General features: G+C 71.1%; 14 protein-coding genes. 7 read left to right on the top strand and 7 right to left on the bottom strand.

Annotation, left to right across the window (positions count from 1 at the left end; translation table 11 throughout):
• Positions 1–59 precede the first annotated feature (59 nt).
• Together ABZT17_RS23045 and ABZT17_RS23040 are read left to right on the top strand one after the other, a co-directional pair.
• Positions 60–2672 (top strand): bifunctional FO biosynthesis protein CofGH, encoded by a 2613-nt coding sequence (locus tag ABZT17_RS23045; protein WP_356351445.1) that lies wholly within the window; start codon positions 60–62, stop codon positions 2670–2672.
• Positions 2673–2718: 46 nt separating this feature from the next.
• Positions 2719–3282: a hypothetical protein gene (locus ABZT17_RS23040; RefSeq protein WP_356351475.1), complete on the top strand. Its 564-nt coding sequence runs from the start codon at positions 2719–2721 to the stop codon at positions 3280–3282.
• 12 nt (positions 3283–3294) lie between these two features.
• Here ABZT17_RS23040 and ABZT17_RS23035 read toward each other — a convergent pair whose 3' ends face one another.
• Complete coding sequence (locus tag ABZT17_RS23035) at positions 3295–3831, bottom strand: DUF2165 domain-containing protein (RefSeq protein WP_356351444.1); 537 nt, start codon at positions 3829–3831, stop codon at positions 3295–3297.
• Between the two features lie 72 nt (positions 3832–3903).
• On the opposite strand from ABZT17_RS23035, the gene ABZT17_RS23030 reads away from it, so the two are divergent.
• Both ABZT17_RS23030 and ABZT17_RS23025 read left to right on the top strand, forming a co-directional pair.
• Entirely contained in the window at positions 3904–6579 is a 2676-nt protein-coding gene (locus ABZT17_RS23030) for a tetratricopeptide repeat protein (RefSeq protein WP_356351443.1), read from the top strand.
• Between the two features lie 84 nt (positions 6580–6663).
• Positions 6664–7779: an ADP-ribosylglycohydrolase family protein gene (locus ABZT17_RS23025; protein ID WP_356351442.1), complete on the top strand. Its 1116-nt coding sequence runs from the start codon at positions 6664–6666 to the stop codon at positions 7777–7779.
• A 29-nt stretch (positions 7780–7808) separates the two neighbouring features.
• On the opposite strand, the gene ABZT17_RS23020 is transcribed toward ABZT17_RS23025, so the two are convergent.
• From ABZT17_RS23020 to ABZT17_RS23010, 3 genes are all read right to left on the bottom strand, one after another.
• A complete protein-coding gene (locus ABZT17_RS23020) occupies positions 7809–8417 on the bottom strand; it encodes a DinB family protein (protein ID WP_356351441.1) in 609 nt (202 codons plus the stop codon).
• Positions 8418–8962: 545 nt separating this feature from the next.
• Entirely contained in the window at positions 8963–10528 is a 1566-nt protein-coding gene (locus ABZT17_RS23015) for a sodium:solute symporter family protein (RefSeq protein WP_356351440.1), read from the bottom strand.
• Between the two features lie 127 nt (positions 10529–10655).
• The gene (locus tag ABZT17_RS23010; RefSeq protein WP_356351439.1) at positions 10656–11441 is read right to left on the bottom strand and encodes an SDR family oxidoreductase; all 786 of its coding nucleotides are present in this window, start codon (positions 11439–11441) and stop codon (positions 10656–10658) included.
• 169 nt (positions 11442–11610) lie between these two features.
• On the opposite strand from ABZT17_RS23010, the gene ABZT17_RS23005 reads away from it, so the two are divergent.
• Complete coding sequence (locus ABZT17_RS23005) at positions 11611–12468, top strand: hypothetical protein (RefSeq protein WP_356351438.1); 858 nt, start codon at positions 11611–11613, stop codon at positions 12466–12468.
• A 20-nt stretch (positions 12469–12488) separates the two neighbouring features.
• Here ABZT17_RS23005 and ABZT17_RS23000 read toward each other — a convergent pair whose 3' ends face one another.
• From ABZT17_RS23000 to ABZT17_RS22990, 3 genes are read right to left on the bottom strand one after another with little or no spacing between them, the layout of a single operon-like run.
• Positions 12489–13295 carry an amino acid ABC transporter ATP-binding protein gene (locus ABZT17_RS23000; RefSeq protein ID WP_356351437.1) on the bottom strand — a complete coding sequence of 269 codons (807 nt, stop codon included), beginning with the start codon at positions 13293–13295 and terminating at the stop codon, positions 12489–12491.
• A 1-nt stretch (position 13296) separates the two neighbouring features.
• The gene (locus ABZT17_RS22995) at positions 13297–14145 is read right to left on the bottom strand and encodes an amino acid ABC transporter permease (RefSeq protein WP_356351436.1); all 849 of its coding nucleotides are present in this window, start codon (positions 14143–14145) and stop codon (positions 13297–13299) included.
• Between the two features lie 31 nt (positions 14146–14176).
• A complete protein-coding gene (locus ABZT17_RS22990; protein ID WP_356351435.1) occupies positions 14177–15049 on the bottom strand; it encodes an ABC transporter substrate-binding protein in 873 nt (290 codons plus the stop codon).
• A 211-nt stretch (positions 15050–15260) separates the two neighbouring features.
• On the opposite strand from ABZT17_RS22990, the gene ABZT17_RS22985 reads away from it, so the two are divergent.
• Together ABZT17_RS22985 and ABZT17_RS22980 are read left to right on the top strand one after the other, a co-directional pair.
• On the top strand, positions 15261–16877 hold the full coding sequence (locus ABZT17_RS22985; RefSeq protein ID WP_356351434.1) for a gamma-glutamyltransferase: 1617 nt from the start codon (positions 15261–15263) through the stop codon (positions 16875–16877).
• A gap of 51 nt (positions 16878–16928) precedes the next feature.
• Positions 16929–17642 carry a TetR family transcriptional regulator gene (locus tag ABZT17_RS22980; protein ID WP_356351433.1) on the top strand — a complete coding sequence of 238 codons (714 nt, stop codon included), beginning with the start codon at positions 16929–16931 and terminating at the stop codon, positions 17640–17642.
• The last annotated feature ends 19 nt before the right edge of the window (positions 17643–17661 follow it).

Below are 17661 nucleotides of genomic sequence, written 5' to 3'. Positions count from 1 at the left end.
GGTTCCGGTGGAGGGCCGGCGCCACTTTGGCCTGATCAAGCCGAACGTATGCTCAAAGAATGACGACTTCCGCGGCCCCCGGAACCGGTCCCACCGAACGCCCCGGTGGCGCCGGTCCCACCGACAACTCCATGCGTCGCGCCCTCAAACGCGCCCGTGACGGCGTGTCCCTCGACGTCACCGAAGCGGCCGTCCTCCTCCAGGCTCGCGGCGAGGCCCTCACCGACCTCGCCGCGAGCGCCGCCCGGGTACGGGACGCCGGCCTCGAACAGGCGGGGCGCCCCGGCGTCATCACGTACTCGAAGAGCGTCTTCATCCCCCTCACCCGGCTGTGCCGGGACAAATGCCACTACTGCACCTTCGTCACCGTCCCCGGCAAGCTGCGCCGCGCGGGGCACGGGATGTTCATGTCCCCGGACGAGGTCCTCGACATCGCCCGCAAGGGCGCGGCCCTCGGCTGCAAGGAAGCCCTGATCACCCTCGGCGACAAGCCGGAGGACCGCTGGCCGGAGGCCAGGGAGTGGCTCGACGCGCACGGTTACGACGACACCATCGCCTACGTCCGGGCCATATCGATCCGCATCCTGGAGGAGACGGGCCTGCTGCCCCACCTCAACCCGGGGGTGCTGTCCTGGACCGACTTCCAGCGGCTCAAGCCGGTCGCGCCGTCCATGGGCATGATGCTGGAGACCACCGCCACCCGCCTCTGGTCCGAGCCCGGCGGCCCCCACCACGGCTCCCCCGACAAGGAGCCCGCCGTCCGTCTGCGCGTCCTGGAGGACGCGGGCCGTTCCTCGGTCCCCTTCACGTCCGGGATCCTGATCGGGATCGGGGAGACGTACGAGGAGCGGGCCGAGTCCCTCTTCGCGCTCCGCAGGATCTCCCGCGCCTACCACTCCGTCCAGGAACTGATCATCCAGAACTTCCGCGCCAAGCCGGACACCGCGATGCGCGGCATGCCGGACGCGGAGCTGGACGAACTGGTCGCCGCGGTGGCCGTCGCCCGCCTAGTCATGGGCCCGGCCGCCAACATCCAGGCCCCGCCGAACCTCGTCGAGGGCGAGTACGAACGGCTGCTCGGGGCGGGCATCGACGACTGGGGCGGGGTCTCCCCGCTGACCATCGACCACGTCAACCCCGAGCGCCCCTGGCCGCAGATCGAGGAGCTCACCGAGCGCTCCGCGGCGGCCGGGTTCGAGCTGCGGGAACGTCTCTGCGTGTACCCGGAGTTCGTGCGGCGCGGCGAGCCCTGGCTGGACCCGCGGCTGCGTCCGCACGTACGGGCGCTGGCGGACCCGCGGACGGGCCTGGCCCTCCCGGACGCGACCGTCGAGGGCCGCCCGTGGCAGGAGCCGGATGAGGCCTTCGTGGCGTCGGGCCGCACGGATCTGCACGCCTCCATCGACACCGAGGGCCGTACGTCCGACCGGCGCGAGGACTTCGACGAGGTGTACGGCGACTGGGCCGAGCTGCGGGAGGCGGCGGCGCCCGGCATGGTGCCCGAGCGCATCGACACCGATGTGCGCGAGGCCCTGCGCACCGCCGCCGACGACCCGACCCGGCTGACGGACGCCGAGGCGCTCGCCCTGCTCCACGCGGACGGCCCGGCGCTGGACGCGCTGACCCGGATCGCCGACGACGTGCGCCGGGCGGCGGTCGGCGACGATGTGACGTACATCGTCACCCGGAACATCAACTTCACCAACGTCTGCTACACCGGCTGCCGTTTCTGCGCCTTCGCGCAGCGCCGCACCGACGCGGACGCCTACACCCTCTCCCTGGACCAGGTGGCGGACCGCGCGCAGCAGGCATGGGACGTGGGCGCGGTCGAGGTGTGCATGCAGGGCGGCATCCATCCCGACCTGCCCGGGACGGCGTACTTCGACATCGCGAAGGCGGTGAAGGAACGCGTCCCCGGTATGCATGTGCACGCCTTCTCGCCGATGGAGGTCGTCAACGGCGCGACCCGCACCGGCCTGTCGATCCGGGAGTGGCTGATCGCCGCGAAGGAGGCCGGTCTGGACTCCATCCCCGGTACCGCGGCCGAGATCCTCGACGACGAGGTCCGCTGGGTCCTCACCAAGGGCAAGCTGCCGACGGCGACCTGGATCGAGGTGATCACGACGGCGCACGAGGTCGGCATCCCGTCGACCTCCACGATGATGTACGGCCATGTCGACCAGCCCCGGCACTGGCTGGGCCATCTGCGCACCCTGGCCCGTATCCAGCAGCGGACCGGCGGCATCACCGAGTTCGTGACCCTGCCCTTCATCCACACCAACGCGCCCGTCTACCTGGCCGGCATCGCCCGCCCGGGCCCGAGCACCCGTGACAACCGCGCCGTGACGGCGATGGCGCGGCTCCTGCTGCACCCGTACATCCCGAACATCCAGACCAGCTGGGTGAAGCTGGGCACGGAGGGGGCGGCGGAGATGCTGCGCTCGGGAGCCAACGACCTCGGCGGGACCCTGATGGAGGAGACCATCTCGCGGATGGCGGGCTCCTCCTACGGCTCGTACAAGTCGGTCAAGGACCTGATCGCGGTGGCGGACGCGGCGGGGCGGCCGGCCCGCCCGCGCACCACTCTGTACGGCGAGGTCACGGAGGAGCGGCAGCGTGCGGCCCGGGCCTCGGACGGGCATCTGCCGGAACTTCTGCCCGTGCTGGAGTGAGTACGATGATCGGACCCCCGTCCGCCGGGGATCCTTAGCTGAGGAGATACGTGCCGTGCCAGCCCCGAAGGTCTGGGTGACCGGTCTCACGGCGGGAGCGATCGCCGCTGTCGCCGTCCTGGCCGTGCAGGCCGACAAGGGAACCAAGCCGCGCGCGGCCGCCGCACGGCCGAGCGCGTCGGCGTCGGCGGGCGCGCACGCGGGCGCCACGAAGCCGAAGGCGCCGGCCGCGGTGCCGGACGGCTCCGGCACCGGGCGCCGTATCGTCTACTCCCTCTCGCGGAAGACGGTGTGGCTGGTCGACGCGAGCGACGCGGCCCGCCGCACCTTCGCCGTATGGCCGGGGACGGTGAGTCCCGCCCCCGGCACCTACACGGTCGGCACCCGCGCCGCGGGTCCGCTGACCGGCTCGGACGGTGTGAAGGTCGAGCACATCGTGTACTTCTCCGCCAGGTCGGGCGTCAACATCGCCTTCTCCAACGCCGTCGACGGCTCGTCCCCGCCGCCCGCGTCGAACACCGCGACCGGCGGCATCCGGATGCGGACGGCGGACGGCGCTGCGCTGTGGACGTTCGGGACGGCGGGGACGAAGGTCGCGGTGGTCGGGTAACTCCGGGGTCGGTCAGTCGGTGCCGCTGCCGCGTCGGTCGCTCAGCACGACCACGACCAGCGAGATCCCGGCGAACACGAACACCCGCAGCGCCGCGTCCAGTCCGTTCCAGGTCTTCGACTGCCACATGGAGAACCACTCACCGCCGATCGCGATGAACCCGGCACCGAAGAGCAGCAACAGCATGAGCAGGCCGTACGTGGAGACACTGCGGGCCCGTGCGAAGTCCCGGCGCGCCCAGAGCCAGGTGCCGTACCCGAGGACGAGCGCGGCGAGGGTCTCCCAGACGATGATGAGCACGTAGGCGGTGTTCTGCAGGCCCTTGCTGGTGATGGCCCGCCACATCAGGTCGTCGTCCTTGAAGGTGGTGTCCATGGCCAGGACGTGCTGCACGAACGCCTGGTTGGTGCCGAAGTCGGTGATGTTCCCGAAGGCGACGAGCGCGATGTAGAGGGCGACACCGGCGGTGAGCAACGCGGCCGTGAGGGTCAGCGCGCGGTCGTGGGGGGTTGTGGTGACTGTGGTCCCGGTAGCTGTGTTGGTGGACATGACAGCCATCCTCCCTGTGAAGTGGTGGGACCGGCTACCGGGAGGGTCTGGATGGCGTCGAGACGCCCTTCGATGCATGAGCTGATCGCGCGCCGCAGACGGGCGGGCTTCGTCGGCCGGGGCGCCGAACGGGCCGCCTTCCGGGAGAACTTCGACCTGCCGCCGGAGGACGAGCGGCACCGCTTCCTCTTCCATGTGCACGGCCACGCGGGCATCGGAAAGACCTTCCTCGTACGGGAGTTGGAGCAGATCGCCCGCGAGCGCGGGGCGCTGACGGCGTACGTCGACGAGGGCGCGGGCGGTGTGCCGGAGGCGCTGGCCGCCATTGCCGCCCAACTCGGCGCGCAGGGAAGGCGGTTGAAGGAACTGGAGCGGCTGCTCGCCACGTACCGGGAGCGCCGGCACGAGGCGGAGGCGACCGTCGCCGTGGTCGGCCCCGAACCCGAGGAACCCTCGGCGGGAAGCGTGGCGCTGGCGCGCGCGGGACTGGTCGGGCTCGGCATGGTGCCCGGTGTGGGGGCGTTCGCGGGAGTCCTCGACGCCGGCCGGCTCGCCCAGGGTGCCGAGCGGTTGAGGGCGGGCCTCAGCGCCCGCTTCCGCGACCAGGAGGACGTGCAGCTGGTCCTGGCGCCGGAGCGGGTGCTGACTCCGGTCCTCCTGGCCGAGCTCGCCGAGGCCGCCTCCGCCGCGCCCTGGATCGTCCTCTTCTTCGACACCTACGAGCGGACCGGCCCGTTCCTCGACGGCTGGCTGCACGACATGATGACCAGCGACCGGTACGGCGCCCTGCCGGCCACGGTCGTCGTGGTGACCGCAGGGCAGCGCCCCTTCGACACCGCCCGCTGGGGCGGCTTCGCCGACTTCATGACGGATCTGCCCCTCGCCCCCTTCACCGAGGCGGAGGCGCGCGGTCTGCTCGCCGACCGGGGCGTGGTGGCCGAACCCGTCGTCGCCGAGGTGCTGCGCCTCACCGGCGGCCTCCCGGTCCTGGTCTCCACTCTCGCCCAGGCCCGCCCCGGCGACCCGGACGACGTGGGAGATCCCAGCGCGGACGCGGTGGAACGGTTCCTGAAGTGGGAACGGGACCCGGCCCGCAGGGGTGTCGCGCTGGCCTGCGCCCTGCCCCGCTGGCTGGACGCCGACGTCTTCCGGGCCGTCGTCGAGTGCGACGAACGGGACGCCGACACCCTCTACGGCTGGCTGCGGGATCTGCCCTTCGTCGACGAGCGCGGCGAGCGCACCCGGTACCACGACGTCGTACGGACGCCGATACTGCGCCTGCTGCGCAGACGGTCGCCGCGCACCTGGACGGACCGTCACGCCCGTCTCGCGCAGGCCTTCGCCGGGTGGCGGACAGAGGCCGAAACCGGCCTGGAACCCGGCGAGTTCCGGCCCGACGAGACCTGGCGGGACCTCCGGCTCGCGGAGTCCTACCACTCCCTGTGCGCCACCCCCCGCACCGCGCTGCCCGCCGTCCTGGAAGACCTCGTCCACGTCGCCGACCACGGGGACGAGGTCCTGCGCCGCTGGGTCCGGCTGCTGACCGACGCCGGCGAGGACGCGGGCGCGGAGACGGTCCGGGCTTGGGGGCAGGACCTGGACCGGGCGCTCGCCGAGGGCGGACAGGCCGCCCTTCTCGCCCTGCTCCTGAACCGCGCCGGGGGAGCGGAACCCTGGCGGGCGAAGGCGTGGGCGCTCCGAGGCGACGCCCTGTCCCGGTCCGGCGCGTACGAGCAGGCCCTGGCGGACTACGACCGCGCCCTGGCGGCGGACCCCGGCCTGGTACGGGCGCATCGCGCGAGGGCGGTGACCCTGGCGGGCGCGACCGGCGACCACGAGGCCGCGCTCCAAGTCCTCGACGAGGTCGTGCGGTTGGAGCCCTCCAATGCCTACAACCACATCCTGCGCGGCGAGTACCACCGCATCCTGCGCCACCACGACGAGGCGATCCGGGACCTCGACGAGGGGCTCAGGCTCGATCCGGCCAGTGACTTCGGCTGGGCCTCCCGCGGCGCGGCACACGAACGCCACGGCGACCCGGCCGCGGCCCTCGCCGACTTCGACCGTGCCCTGGAGCTGAAACCGGACTACGCGTGGGCGCTGGGCCGCAGGGCCCGCGTCTGGCGGAGCCTGGGCGACCACACCCGCCAACTGGCCGACCTGGACCGTGCGTTGACCCTCTGGCCGGACTGGGGCTGGGGCCACTGCGAGCGCGGCGACGCGCTCCGGGCGGCGGGCCGCGACACCGAGGCCCTCGCCGACTACGACCGCGCCCTGACCATCGACCCCGACTACACGTCGGCCCACGCGAGCCGGGGCGCGTCGCTGCTGAACCTGGCCCGCCACGAGGAGGCGCTCACGGCTCTCGACCGGGCGCTGGAACTGAACCCGGCGTACGCCTGGGCCCTCCTCCAGCGGACCCTCGTCCACGCGGCGCGCGGCGCCCACGAGCGGGTGATCGCGGACGCGGACCGGCTCCTCGCCCTGGAGCCCGGCCACCTCGTGGCCCACGCCATCCGAGGCATCGCCCTCGGCGCGCTGGGCGACCGCTCGGAGGCGGCCTCGGCGTTCTCCCGCTGCCGGGACCTTCTCGCCACGGCCCCACCGGACGGGCCGCTCCTGGACCTCCTGGTGAAGACCCTGGAGGCGGCGGCCCGGGACTCCCTCACACACGAAGGAGGAGTCCTTCCGCCGCCGCCTGCGGACCTCACGACAGCGGCGAGGGCCGCCCGCGACCGGCTGAGGTAGGCCATATCACCCCCTGAACCGACCGTCCCCGTTCGATTACAGTGGCGAACTGTCGTGTCGGGCGTTGCCGTCGGGGAGGTCTTGGTGGGTGTGACAGCCGGGGCCGTCTGGGGCCGGGTGGAACAGCAGGATTTCCGTAGCCGGGTGCGCGGGACGCTGCTGGGTTCCGCGGTCGGGGACGCGCTGGGGGCGCCGGTCGACGAGCTCGACGTGGAGGGGATCCGGGAGCAGTACGGGGTCGAGGGCATCGTCGATCTCGCGTTCTCCTACGGCCGCCGTGGCGCCGTCACCCATCTCACCCAGCTCACCCTTTTCACCGTCGACGGGCTGATACGCGCACAGGTGCGCAGGGACACCGGCGCCTGGCATCCGCCCACCGATCTGCATCGCGCCTATCTGCGGTGGGCGGCCACCCAGCGGGACTGGGGGCCGGACGAGCGGCGCAAGGAGGACGGGTGGCTGGCACGCGAGGAGTGGCTCTACGCCCGGCGGGATCCCAGCCGGCCGCTGCTGATCGGGTTCGGGGACGAGAACATGGGGACCCTGGACGCGCCCAAGAACCCCGGGGAGGTCGGACCGGAGGCCGTCGCCCGGTCGGCGCCCTTCGGACTGCTCGTGGGCTGGGAGCCGCAGCTCGTGGTGCAGCTCGCCGTGGAGTGCGCCGCGCAGACCCACGGCCACCCCATGGCCTATCTGTCGGCCGGGGCGTACGCCGTCATCGTGCACGGGCTGGCCCGCGGGGAGACCCTCGACGCGGCCGTTCAGCAGGCGCTCGCGCTGCTCTCGGCGCGACCGGGCCACGAGTCGGTCTCGGGCGCCCTCCAGCACGCCCTGGGCGCCGTGCGGCAGGGCATGCCCACGCCCACGCGGGTCGCCGAACTCGCCGGGGACCGTACGGCGGAGGGGGCGCTGGCCGCAGCCGTGTACTGCGCGCTGGTGGGGGAGGACGTACGGCACGGGCTCTGTCTCGCCGTGAACCAAGACGGCCCGTCGGGGGCTACCGGCGCGCTGACCGGCGGGCTGCTCGGGGCGCTGCACGGGGAGACCGCGCTGCCGCCCGCCTGGCTGGCCGAGCTCGAAGGGCGGCCCACCCTCCTGGAACTCGCCGACGACTTCGCCATGGAGATGACCCAGGGCCCCGCGCTGCACGGGCCGGCCGGATCCTCACCGGGCTGGCTCACCCGCTACCCACGCGCCTGACGCCCGCCGGCGTGGACGTACCCGTACCGCTACGGTCGCTCCTCGCGGGCCTGGGCCTCCCGTGCTGCGTTCTCCAGGCGGTCCCGGTGCTCCTTCCACCACTGTTCGTCGACCTTCGGCAGGCTTGTGTTGTGCTTCTGCATGCCTGCTGAGCCGTCCAGGTGCTCCCGCAGGATGTCCGCCTGTCCCGCGTGCCGTTGGGTGTCGGCGATCACTCGGACCAGGGCATGCAGGAGGGTGATCTCGTCCCTGCCGTCCGGCCACCAGGGCACCTTGCCGACCGTGTCCAGGGGCAGCGACCGTATGGTCGCCTCGGAGTGCGCCCACACCTGGCGGTAGTCGGCGACGATCCGCTCCCGTGACTCGTCGGCGGTGGCCCACATGTCCGAGTTCACCTCAGCATCGGCCGCCATCCAGGGGCGCGTCCCACCGAAGGGGCGGCCGAACGTGTCGCCCAGGTAGCCGAGTTCGGCACCGGTGACATGCTTGACCAGTCCCAGGAGGTTGGTGCCGGTCGGGGTCAGGGGGCGCCGGATGTCGTACTCGGAAAGACCTTCGAGCTTCCAGAGGAGTGCGTCCCGGGCCTCCTGGAGGTAGAAGCGGAGGTCGTCCTCGGGTGTGTGCGATTTCTGACTCATCGTCAACTCTCCTTTCCTCAGCAGTCCCATCCGCCACAGGATGACGTCGATCTCGGGGAACCGACCACTCCTTAAGGCACCGACGGCACCTACTTCGTCCAGCTCGCCGACCAGCCCGTGTCCACGGCGCCGAAGACCGCGCCCGAGCCCGGCGAGCGGCTCGACACCGGCACGCGGGCCGTGCGGGGTTCTCGGCGAAGCTGACGGCCGGGCAGGCGACCGCGCTGTCGCGCACACCGGGTGCCGTCGCGCCGCCCGACACCGCCGCCTTCCTCGGGCTGAAGAACAAGGGCGGGCTGTACTCGAAGATCCCCGGGGGGCAGAAGAACGCCGGCCGGGGGATGATCCTCGGCGTTCTGGACACCGGTTTCGACCCCACCAACCCGTCGCGGCGGCGCGTACCTCGGGTTCGTGCACTGCGGCCGGGGCACGCAGTTCGTCGGCATGACCCTGCTGGACGCCGCGCCGTAACGCGCCGCACAGGGAGGGAAGTCGGGGCGGGCACCGGAACCACCGGGTGCCCGCCCCTTTCGGTGCGCGGAGGATCAGTCCTTGACCGGCGTACGCTCCGCCGGTTCCGCCGGAGCGGGTACGGCCGCCGCCGCCGTACCGTCGTCGTCCGTGTTGACGCGGTCGATGATGGCGAGGCGGGCCGGGGTGTCCTCGGGCTTGAGGTAGCCGATGAGGATGTAGAGCACGAGGGAGACGGCCAGGGGGACCGAGACCTGGTACTGCAGCGGGACTCCGCCCTTGACGTTCCAGTTGATCGGGTAGTTGACCAGCCAGAAGGCGAGCAGACCCATCGACCAGCTGGTGAGCGCGGCGGTCGGGCCGGAGCGGCGGAACGGGCGCAGCAGGCCCAGCATCATCGGGATCGCGATCGGGCCCATCAGGCCGGCGACCCATTTGATGACCACGGTGATGATGTCCTTGAACGTCGGCGAATTGACCTGCGTCGCCACCGACATCGACAGACCGAGGAAGATCACGGTGGTGACCCGGGCGGCGATCAGACCGGAGCGCCGGCCCCACTCACGGGCCCGCTGCGAGATCACCGGCGCCACGTCGCGGGTGAAGACGGCCGCGATCGCGTTGGCGTCGGAGGAGCACATGGCCATCGTGTGCGAGAAGAAGCCGACGATGACCAGGCCCAACAGACCGTGGGGGATGAGCTGTTCGGTCATCAGGCCGTAGGAGTCGGAGCCGTCCGGCTTCTGCGCGTGGACCAGCAGCGGCGACATCCACATGGGGAAGAACAGCACCACGGGCCAGATCAGCCACAGCACCGCGGACAGCCGGGCCGAGCGCTCGGCCTCCCGCGGGCTGCCCGTCGCCATGTAGCGCTGGGCCTGGTTGAGCATGCCGCCGTTGTACTCGAAGAGCTTGATGAACAGGAACGCGAGGAGGAAGACCGTGCCGTACGGGCCGACCAGGGGCTTTCCGTGGCCGTGCAGGGCCGGCTCGTCCCAGGCGCCGAAGAAGCCGATGCCCTTGTCGTTCAGCTTGAGGACGACGGTGACGAACATCGTGACACCGGCCAGCAACTGGATGACGAACTGGCCCAGTTCGGTCAGCGCGTCCGCCCACAGACCGCCGATCGTGCAGTAGACCGCGGTGATCGCGCCGGTGATGAGGATGCCCTGGTTCAGGGACAGCCCGGTGAACACCGACAACAGGGTCGCGATCGCCGCCCACTTGGCGCCCACGTCCACGATCTTCAGCAGCATGCCCGACCAGACGAGGGCCTGCTGGGTCTTCAGGTCGTAGCGGTTCTTGAGGTACTCCAGGGGGGAGGCCACGTGCAGCCGTGAGCGCAGCCGGTTGACGCGCGGCGCGAACAGCTTCGAGCCGATGGCGACGCCCAGCGCGATCGGGAAGGACCAGGTGACGAAGGATGTCACCCCGTAGGTGTAGGCGATGCCCGCGTAGCCCGTGAACATCACCGCGCTGTAGCCGGACATGTGGTGCGAGATGCCCGACAGCCACCACGGCATCTTGCCGCCGGCCGTGAAGAAGTCGCTGACGTCGTCCACCCGCTTGTGCGACCAGACGCCGATCGCCACCATCACGCCGAAGTAACCGATGAGCACGGCCCAGTCGAGACCGTTCATGTACGCCTCCCAGGGGGGTCGACCCGGCGCTCATCGTGTGCGGTGTCACGTGAACACGACAAGTGAGCGTAAGGTCAAGGGGAGGTAAAAGTATTCGTGATGATGGTTCTGGTTCAGCTATATGAACTCATCGCATCAGCTCCCCGGCGTTGACCAGCAAGGACTGTCCGGTGATCGCCCGCGCCCGATCCGACGCCAGGAACACGGCCGCATCCGCCACATCGCCGTCGGTGGCGAGATCGGGCAGTGCCATGCGCGAGGTCAGCCGCTTCCGTACGTCGTCCTCCGGCACCTTCTCCGTCTGCGCCGTGAACTGCACGAACGCCTGCACCGGCGGCCCCCACATCCAGCCCGGCAGCACGGTGTTGACCCGGATCCGGTGCGGCCCGAGCTCGCGCGCCAGCGAGTACATCGCGCTCGTCAGCGCGCCCTTCGAGGCCGCGTACGCCGCCTGCGAGACCTGTGTCGGGGCGGCCACGGCGGACTGCGTACCGATGAACACCACCGACCCGCCTGCCCTCTTGAGCGCCGGCAGGCAGGCCCGGGTCATCCGCAGCGAGCCCAGCAGGTTCACGTCGATCACCGACTGCCAGGTGGCGAAGTCCGCTTCCTCCAGACCGCCGAAGTAGCTGTCCCAGGCGGCCACATGGACCACCGCGTCGATCCGCCCGAAGCGCTCCACCCCCAGCTCCGCCAGCGCGACGCACTGCCGCTCGTCGGTGATGTCCGTCGACCGGTACGCCGTGTGCGCCCCGTCCGGATCGATCTCGGCCGCGCTCTTGGCGAGGTTGGCCTCCGTGCGCGCCCCGAGCACCGCGTTCCCGCCGTCGCGTACGACCGCCGACGCGACCTGGTGACCGAGCCCGGCGCCGACTCCCGACACGACGACGGTCTTGCCCGTGAGCAGTGACATCGGAGCCTCCGGGGTATGGCGGTTCATCTGACGGGGCGTCAGGGTATGGGCGACCGGCGGAGGACGGAAGGGGGCCGACATGGGCGAGGACACCCGCAGTGACGACGGGTTCCCCCGAAGGTGCGGAATCCCTCTCCAAATCTGACGTCCAGTCAGGTACACCGGACGCATGACAGAGGACGCGACGCACACGGACGAGACCCGCAGCCGCATGTACGGGGAACTGGCCGCCGTCGGCCCGTACGGAGCCGACCTCGGCCATGCGCTGATCACCATGGTCGAGCCACACCCGGGCCACGAACGCCAGTACAATCGCTGGTACGAAGACGATCACTTCATTGCCGGCGCGATGGCCATGCCGTGGATGTACGCGGGCCGCCGCTGGGTCGCCACCCGGGACCTCCAGCTCCTGCGCTACCCCGAGACCTCAGCCGTCGCACAGCCCGTGACGGCAGGGTGCTACATATCCGTCTACTGGATGACCGCCGGCCGCTACGCCGACCACATGCGGTGGACCGTCGGCATCAACAAGCGGCTCAACCGCGACCACAGGGTCTTCCAGGACCGTACGCACGTCTTCACCGCGTTCCAGGACCACGTCGTGACCCTCTACCGCGACGGTGACCAAGGTCCCCGTGACATCCACGCCCTGGACCACCCCTACGCCGGGCTCGTCGTCCAGGTCATCGACGCAAGGTCCCCCGGCGAGCGCGGGGACCTGCTCGCGTGGCTGCGCGACGACCACCTTCCCAAGCGGCTGGCCGGCTCTCCGGCGGCCATGGTGACCGTCTTCGCGCCGACGCCGCTGCCCCTGGACCGGATGACCTACGTCAAGCAGGTCGAGGGAGTCGGGACCCGGCTGACTCTGCTGTGGTTCCTCCAGCTGGATCCCCGGGAGACCTGGCGGGACCACTTCGCGGACCTGGACACGGCAGTGGATGCTTCCGGCCTCGGTGCCGTGCAGTTCGTCGCTCCGTTCATCCCCACGGTGCCGGGAACGGACCGTTACGCGGACGAACTTCGCTGAGTCCCCTCGTCCGCGCTCGCTCAGTCGCCCTCGTTGATACGGCGCAGGAAGGCCCGTGTGCGGTCGTGGGCGGGGTCGGTCATGAGCTTCTCAGGGGGGCCTTCCTCCAGGACGGCCCCCTGGTCGAACATGATCAGCCGGTCCGCGGCCGAGCGGGCGAAACCCATCTCGTGCGTGACGACGATCATCGTCATGCCGTCGTCGACGAGTTCCTTCATCACGGCGATGACCTCGCCGACCATCTCGGGGTCGAGGGCGCTCGTCGGTTCGTCGAAGAGCATCAACTCCGGCTGCATGGCGAGGGCGCGGGCGATGGCGACGCGCTGCTGCTGGCCGCCGGACAGGGCCGACGGCCGCGACGACGCCTTGTGCCCGAGGCCCACCCTCGTCAGCAGCTGCCGTGCCTGCTCCCTGGCCTCGGCCTTCGGCGTGCCGAGGACCTTCGTCGGCGCGACGGCCACGTTGTCGAGCGCGGTCAGATGGGGAAAGAGGTTGAAGCGCTGGAAGACGAAGCCGATGTTGCGGCGGCGTTCGGCCACCACCTTCGGCCGCTCCTCCACCGGCCGACCGGAGGGGGAGACCCGCGGCCGGTAGCCGACGGGCCGGCCGTGGATGAGGATCTCGCCCTCGTCGATGCGTTCGAGGTGGTTGAGGCAGCGCAGGAACGTGGTCTTGCCGGACCCGGACGGCCCCACCATGACCACGACCTCGCGGGCCCGCACGTCCATGGAGATACCGTTCAGCACCCGCACGTCACCGAAGCGCTTGACCACCCCGCGCGCCGACATCACCGCCGACGCGTCGGCCGGACTCGTGATCGCTTCCATGTCAGTGGCTCTCCTTGCCTACGAGCGTGGCGCCCTCGCGGCCGGCGGTGCCTCGGCCCAGGCCGCCACCGGCGAGCCGCTCCCGCAGCGAGGGCGTGGCGATCACCTGCCCGGGATCCGCGAGCCTGCGCTCGATGAACCGCTGGACGAACGACCACACCGTCGTCAGCGCGAGGTAGTAGCAGGCGACGACCAGGAAGATCTCGAAGGTCTTGAAGGTCGCCGAGTTGATCGACTGCGCGGTCAGGAACATCTCCTGGAGGCCGATGACCGACAGCAGGGACGTCGACTTCATCATCAGGTTGAACTCGTTGCCCAGCGGCGGAACGATGATCCGGACCGCCTGCGGCAGCAGCACGACCCGCATGGTCATCGCCGGGGTCATGCCCAGCGCCTGCGCCGCCTCCGCCTGCCCGGGATCGATGGCGTCGAGGGCCGCGCGGAAGATCTCCGCCATGTACGCCGCCTCGTTCACGGCGAGCGTCAGAATGGCCGCCTGTACGACGCCGAGGAACACGAGCCCGCCGACCTGGAGGTCCCCGAAGCGGTAGATGCCCGCGGCAGCGAGGCCGTTGTAGACGAGGACGAGCTGGACGAGCAGGGGGGTGCCGCGGATCAGCCAGACATAGGTCCGCCCGCCCCAGCGCAGCGGGGCGAAGCGGCTGCGCTGGGCCAGGGCGACGGCGAACCCGAGGAGCACACCGAGCAGTTGGGCGATCACCGATATGTAGACGGTGCGCCAGAGCCCGTCGAGGAACACCCCGGAGGGCGAGAACAGGTAGTGCCAGAAGAACGGCCAGTCGAAGCCGGCCGGCTGCCCCGCGTCGGCGAGCACGGTTGCGTGGGTCACGTCGTCTTCTCTCTGCGCGCCTGCCGTGGAATCAGTGGGCGATGTCGTCGCCGGACAGGTTCCACTTCTTGAGGATCGCGTCGTACGTGCCGCTCTTGCGTACGGCTGCCAGCGCCTTCGTGAGCGCGTCGTGCAGGGACGCGTCGTCCTTGCGGGTCGCGGCTCCCACCTTGATGCGGTTGAACGGTTCGCCGACGAGGCTGAACGTGCCCGGCTGCTGCTTCTGCACATACGCGGCGGTCTCCAGCGTCGTGCCGTAGGCGTCCACCAGTCCGAGGCGCAGTTGCTGGAGGGCGTCGCTGTCCTTGGTGAACTGCCGCACGTCGATCTTCGGCTTCCCGGCCGCCGCGCACTTCTTGGACTGGTCGGTGAGGTACTCGACGACGGTCGTGCCCGTCTGTCCGGCCGCCTTCTTGCCGCACAGGTCGTCCGCGCTCTTGATCGTCTTGGCGTTCTTCTCGGCCACGACGAGGGTGTTGGAGGCGTACATGTACGGGACGAAGTCGACGACCTTCTCCCGCTCCGGCTTGATGTAGAGCTGGCTGACGATCGCGTCGCACTGCTTGGCCTGGAGCGCCGGGATGATCCCGTTGAAGCTGGTGTTGGCCCAGTTCGCACGGACCCCGAGCTCGGCGGCCAGCGCGTCCCCGAGTTCGATCTCGGCTCCCACCGGCTTCTGCGCGGCGTCGTAGTACGTCAGCGGCGGTGCGCTGATGTCCGAGCAGTAGGTGATCTGACCGCTCTTCACGAGCGCGCCCGAGGGCACCTTGACCGACGCCGGCTTCGCGGCGGCGTCGGTGTCGCCGGAGCTGCCGGAGCAGCCGGCGAGGACCAGGGCGGCCGCCGCGGTGGCACCGGCCAGCACGGGCACCGATCGGCGGGAGAAGGAGAGCGACCAGGCCATTTACCGAACCCCTTTGAGAGTTCGCGCTGTTGCGCGGCGATTTAGTCAGTGTCATAGTCGACGACGTTGACTATGACAGGGAAGCTAGGCCCGGCGCTCTCGGACTGTCAACAAGCTCCAGGTAACACGGGAGTTAAACAAGGCGCACCGCGGGTGGCCGTCGGCGCACTGCCGTCGGCGCACTCATGTCCTTGGGCCCGGAAAGGGAACGATGTCCGCACTCACCGAACGTCAGCTCGCCGCGAGGGGCGGGGAATGGGCCGTCGCGACGCCCCACGCCGCGGCGAGCGAGGTGGCCGCCGAGGTCCTGCGCGGTGGCGGCAACGCGGTCGACGCGGCGCTCGCCGCCGCCGCCATGCTGACGGTGGTGTACCCCAACCAGTGCTCGGTCGGCGGCGATCTGCTGGCACTGGTGGGCACCCGGGACGGCGACATCCGCTTCGTCAACGCGAGCGGCCGCTCCCCGCGCGCGGTCGACGTGGCGTCGTTGACGGCGGCGTACGACCTGATGCCCGTGCTCGGCGCCCTGCCGGTGACCGTTCCCGGCGCGGTCGCCGGGTGGGGCGTCCTCGCCGAGACCTGGGGCAGCCGTCCGCTCGCCGCGGCGCTCGCGCCCGCCGAGGCCGCGGCCCGTGAGGGGGTGCCCGTGGCGTCCGGACTGGCCCAGGACCTCGCCCGCGAGAGCGGCAACCTGGCGCGCGATCCCGGTATGCGCGGCGTGTTCTTCGCCGACGGCGAGGTCCTCGCGGCCGGACAGACGCTGCGCCAGCCCCACCTCGCCCGCTCCCTGGCCCGGATCGGCTCGGACGGCCCCGCCGCGATGTACGGCGGAGAGGTGGGCGCGAGCCTGGTGAAGCTGCTCGCGGCCGGGGGATCCGCGATGACGGAGGAGGACTTCGCCGCACACACCGTGGAGCTCTCGCCGGCGCTCGCCGCGGAGTACGACGGTGTCGAGTACCTGTCGGCCGGTGCGAACTCGCAGGGCCTCTACTTCCTCCAGGGCCTCAAGGCACTCGACGTCGCCCGCACCGTCCGCGGGCCGCTCGACCCGCTCGGCCGCGACGCCGGCGTGGTCGCCTCCGTACTCGCCTGGACCGCCGGCGACCGTGACCGCCACTGCGCCGACCCGGAGTGGAGCAGCGCCCCCGTCGACCAGCTGCTGTCCGACGCGTACGCGCGGCGCATCGCCGAGCACGCCCTGTCGGGCACGGCGGTCGACCTGCTCGGCCGGCGCAAGGCGACCGGTGACACCGTGGCGGTGGTGGTGGCCGACGCGGACGGCACCTGGGTCTCCCTGATCCAGAGCGTCTTCCACGGCTTCGGCGCCGGCCTGCTCGACCCCGGCACCGGGATCGTCCTGCACAACCGGGGCGCCTCGTTCTCCCTCGACCCCGCCTCGCCCAACCGACTGGCCGGCGGGAAGCGGCCGCTGCACACGCTCATGCCGGTCCTGGTCCGCGAAGGGGGCGAACTCGTCGGCGCGCACGGCGCGATGGGCGGACGCGCGCAACCCCAGGTGCACACGCACATGGCCCTGCACCTGGCCGCCGGTTCCTCTCCCGAACACGCCGTGTCGGTGCCACGCTGGGTCCTCGGAGCCATGGAGGCGGGGGTGACGACCGGCGCGGGCGTCGTCAGCACCGAGCGGGACGTCCCTGCCGCCGGCGTCCACGCGATCGAGGGGGCGGGCTTCACCGTCCGGTCGCTCGGCGCGCACGACGACGGAGTGGGCCACGGCCAGTTGGTCCGGCGAGTCGCCGGGGACGGCCGACCGCACCTGGCGGCGGCCACCGATCCGCGCGCGGACGGTTCGGCGGTGGCCGGCTGACGCCATGGCCGGGTGCGCGATCATGGGAGCGATCGACGTGGGGAAGGAAGCATGACCGACAGCAGCGCCAGGACGACGAAGAGGGCGAGCCGGAGCCGGCTGCCGCGAGGCACCCTGAGCCAGGAGCTGATCGTCCAGGCGGCGTTCCGGGTCGCGGACTCCTCCGGTATGGAGAAGCTGACGTTCCAGGCCCTCGGCCGTGAGCTGTCCGCCCATCCGACGGCGATCTACCGGCACTTCCGCAACAAGGACGAACTGTTGCTGGCACTCATCGACGCCCTGCACGAGGAGGCCCTGGCCAACACCCCGCCGCCCACGGACGACTGGGCCCACGACCTCATGGAGATCGCGATCCACATCCATGAGGCGTTTCTCCGCCATCCCCGGGTGGGGGCCCTGGCCGCCGCGCGCACCGCACGGCGGAAGAACGAGTTCCGGTCGGTGGAACGCAAACTGGACTGCATGCGCCGGGCCGGCCTCGACGACGCGGAAGCAGCCCTCTACTACCGGGTCTTCGCCGACCTGGTGCTGGCCTACAGCGCCATGGACGCGAGCCTGGCCGCGCTGTCCCCGGAGCTCCGGGACGCCGATCTGCACGCCTGGAAGACCGACTACCTCACGCTGCCGCCCGACGAGTACCCCAACATCGCGCGGGTCGCACCACGGTTCGTGAGCCTGGACGACCCCCAGAACTTCGTGACGGCCGTCCAAGCGGTCATCGACACGGTCCGGGCGAAGTCGGAGCGCGAGCCCCGCCCCACCTGAGCCGCCGCACGCCGGGTCC

Source organism: Streptomyces sp. NPDC005648, assembly GCF_040605395.1.
In the GTDB taxonomy this organism is placed as follows: Bacteria; Actinomycetota; Actinomycetes; order Streptomycetales; family Streptomycetaceae; genus Streptomyces.
The sequence above is the reverse complement of the archived record's forward strand: the minus strand, read 5'-3'. Positions and strand labels throughout refer to the sequence as shown.